The sequence below is a fragment of the Mycobacterium sp. TH-M106 genome (assembly GCF_057473765.1).
On sequence record NZ_JBYCLE010000568.1, the window covers coordinates 1 to 1,945 of the forward strand.

Sequence of the window (1,945 nt, forward strand, 5' to 3'; positions counted from 1 at the left end):
TCGTCTGCAGGGGCGACAGGACTTGAACCTGCAACCTGCGGTTTTGGAGACCGCTGCTCTGCCAGTTGAGCTACGCCCCTTCGCGGTCGGCAGGCCAACCTGCGTCGTCGCCGCCGTTCGGCTCACGGAAAGCGCTGGTGGTGGGAGAACCCCGAAGTCCGAGTGTACATCGGCGCACGTATCAGGTCCTAATCAGGCCAGTCAGGCCGTTCGGACCACCTGGCCGGTTTCGGCGTCCCATTTGAGGTTGACCGACTCGTCGCCCTCGTGGCCCATCATCGTGGTGAATGACTCCAGAACCAGCTCACCGTCGTCGTTGGTGCACAGGTTGCGGGTCACCACGATGTCGGCGCCGAACCGTTCGGTCACCGAAGCGATCTCCATCCGGGCGTACAGTTTGTCGCCGGCCTTGATCGGCTTGTGGTAGACGAACCTCTGGTCGACCTGGACCATCTGCATGGTGGTGTAGCCGGTGTCGACGTGGCGGAAGAAGTCAGCCTGGACCAGCTTTCCGAGAATCACCGCGAACGTCGGTGGTGCGACCAGTGATTCGTAGCCCAACTCTGCGGCCGCCTTCTCGTCGACGCTCGCCGGATCCTCGGCTTTGACCGCTCTGGCAAACTCGCGGATCTTCTCCCGGCCCACTACAAAAGAGTCGGGGTAGCGCCAGATCATGCCCCGCACATCGGTTTTGATCGCCATGATCAGGCGAGCCTGGCCGATGCGACCGCGCGGCCGAAGATCTTCTTCCCACCGGTGGTGGCCGTGAGCGCAATCGTCACCGACTTGCTCTCCGGGTCAACGGATTTGACCCGGCCATTGAATACGATCTCGGCACCCTTGCCGTCGTTCGGCACCGGCACCACGGCGGTGAAGCGGACGTTGTACTCGGTGACGGCGCCGGGGTCGCCGATCCACGCCGTCACATAGCTGCCGCCCAGGCCCATGGTCAGCATGCCGTGCGCGATCGCGGTGTCCAAGCCGACCTGCTTGGCGATCTCGTCGTCCCAGTGGATCGGGTTCAGGTCACCGGACACCCCGGAGTAGTTCACCAGATCCGCTCGGGTCAACGGAATGACCTTCTCCGGCAGCTGGTCACCGACCTTGACCGAACTGAACTCACGCAGCGCCATCGCTAAAGCCCTCTTCCCCATCGCCGGCACGGCCCGCCAGGGTCGTGTAGGTCTCCTGCACAATGTCACCGGCCTCGTCGGTGACGATGTTCTTGGTCACGATGATCTCGGTGCCATGCGCCCGGCGCACCGAGTCCACGTAGACGTCGCAGTACAGCTTGTCGCCGGCCTTGACCGGCTTGAAAAACTTCAGCATCTGATCGACCTGGACGATCTGCGCGTCGTTGGTGGTGATGTGGGCATCGGCGAAGAAGGCGCTCTGAGCGCTGTAGCCCAACACCGACGTGAATGTCGGCGAGGCCAGCAGCCCGTCGTAGCCGAGGTCGGCAGCCGCCTTCTCGTCAAAGCTTGCCGGGTCTTCGGCCTTGACCGCACGAGCGTATTCCCGGATCTTCTCCCGCTCTACCTCGTAATGGTCGGGGTATCGATAATGCATCCCGACGACGTCTTTGCGCAGCGACACGCTGTGTAAACCTACCTCGTCAGAGTGAGTAATTGCTCACGACCCGCGGTCTACCGCGATTCGCGGTGCAGCTGGTGCTTGCCGCAGTTGGGGCAGAACTTCTTCAGCTCCAGCCGGTCGGGGTCGTTGCGGCGATTCTTTTTAGTGATGTAGTTGCGGTGCTTGCACACCTCGCAGGCCATGGTGATCTTCGGCCGCACGTCGGTACTGGACGCCACGTCTGCTGCCCTCTTTCGTGTTCGCGGTTGCTGCGTCGTTGTTGCGTTGTAGCGATGGCCGGACTCGAACCGGCGACCTAACGATTATGAGTCGTTCGCTCTAACCGACTGAGCTACATCGCCTCGGGGCC

At 62.4% G+C, this 1,945-nt stretch carries 4 protein-coding genes and 2 tRNA genes; all 6 read right to left on the bottom strand.

Annotated features, from left to right (window positions below):
* Positions 1 to 7 precede the first annotated feature (7 nt).
* A tRNA-Trp gene (locus AC2VOP_RS19430) sits at positions 8 to 80 on the bottom strand.
* 121 nt (positions 81 to 201) lie between these two features.
* Complete coding sequence (gene hadC / locus AC2VOP_RS19435) at positions 202 to 702, bottom strand: (3R)-hydroxyacyl-ACP dehydratase subunit HadC (protein ID WP_486962486.1); 501 nt, start codon at positions 700 to 702, stop codon at positions 202 to 204.
* A 2-nt stretch (positions 703 to 704) separates the two neighbouring features.
* Positions 705 to 1,133, bottom strand: a complete 429-nt coding sequence (hadB, locus tag AC2VOP_RS19440) for a (3R)-hydroxyacyl-ACP dehydratase subunit HadB (RefSeq protein WP_486962487.1) — start codon at positions 1,131 to 1,133, stop codon at positions 705 to 707.
* Positions 1,120 to 1,596 (bottom strand): (3R)-hydroxyacyl-ACP dehydratase subunit HadA, encoded by a 477-nt coding sequence (gene hadA / locus AC2VOP_RS19445; RefSeq protein ID WP_486962488.1) that lies wholly within the window; start codon positions 1,594 to 1,596, stop codon positions 1,120 to 1,122. The genes hadB and hadA overlap by 14 nt, the downstream gene beginning before the upstream one ends.
* A gap of 50 nt (positions 1,597 to 1,646) precedes the next feature.
* Entirely contained in the window at positions 1,647 to 1,814 is a 168-nt protein-coding gene (rpmG, locus tag AC2VOP_RS19450; RefSeq protein ID WP_486955013.1) for a 50S ribosomal protein L33, read from the bottom strand.
* Positions 1,815 to 1,863: 49 nt separating this feature from the next.
* Positions 1,864 to 1,937, bottom strand: a tRNA-Met gene (locus AC2VOP_RS19455).
* Positions 1,938 to 1,945 lie beyond the last annotated feature (8 nt).

What these genes read in the sequence shown, in the direction of transcription:
- hadC (WP_486962486.1), bottom strand. Translation starts at nt 702, where the DNA reads ATGGCGATCAAAACCGATGTGCGGGGCATGATCTGGCGCTACCCCGAC.
- hadB (WP_486962487.1), bottom strand. Translation starts at nt 1,133, where the DNA reads ATGGCGCTGCGTGAGTTCAGTTCGGTCAAGGTCGGTGACCAGCTGCCG.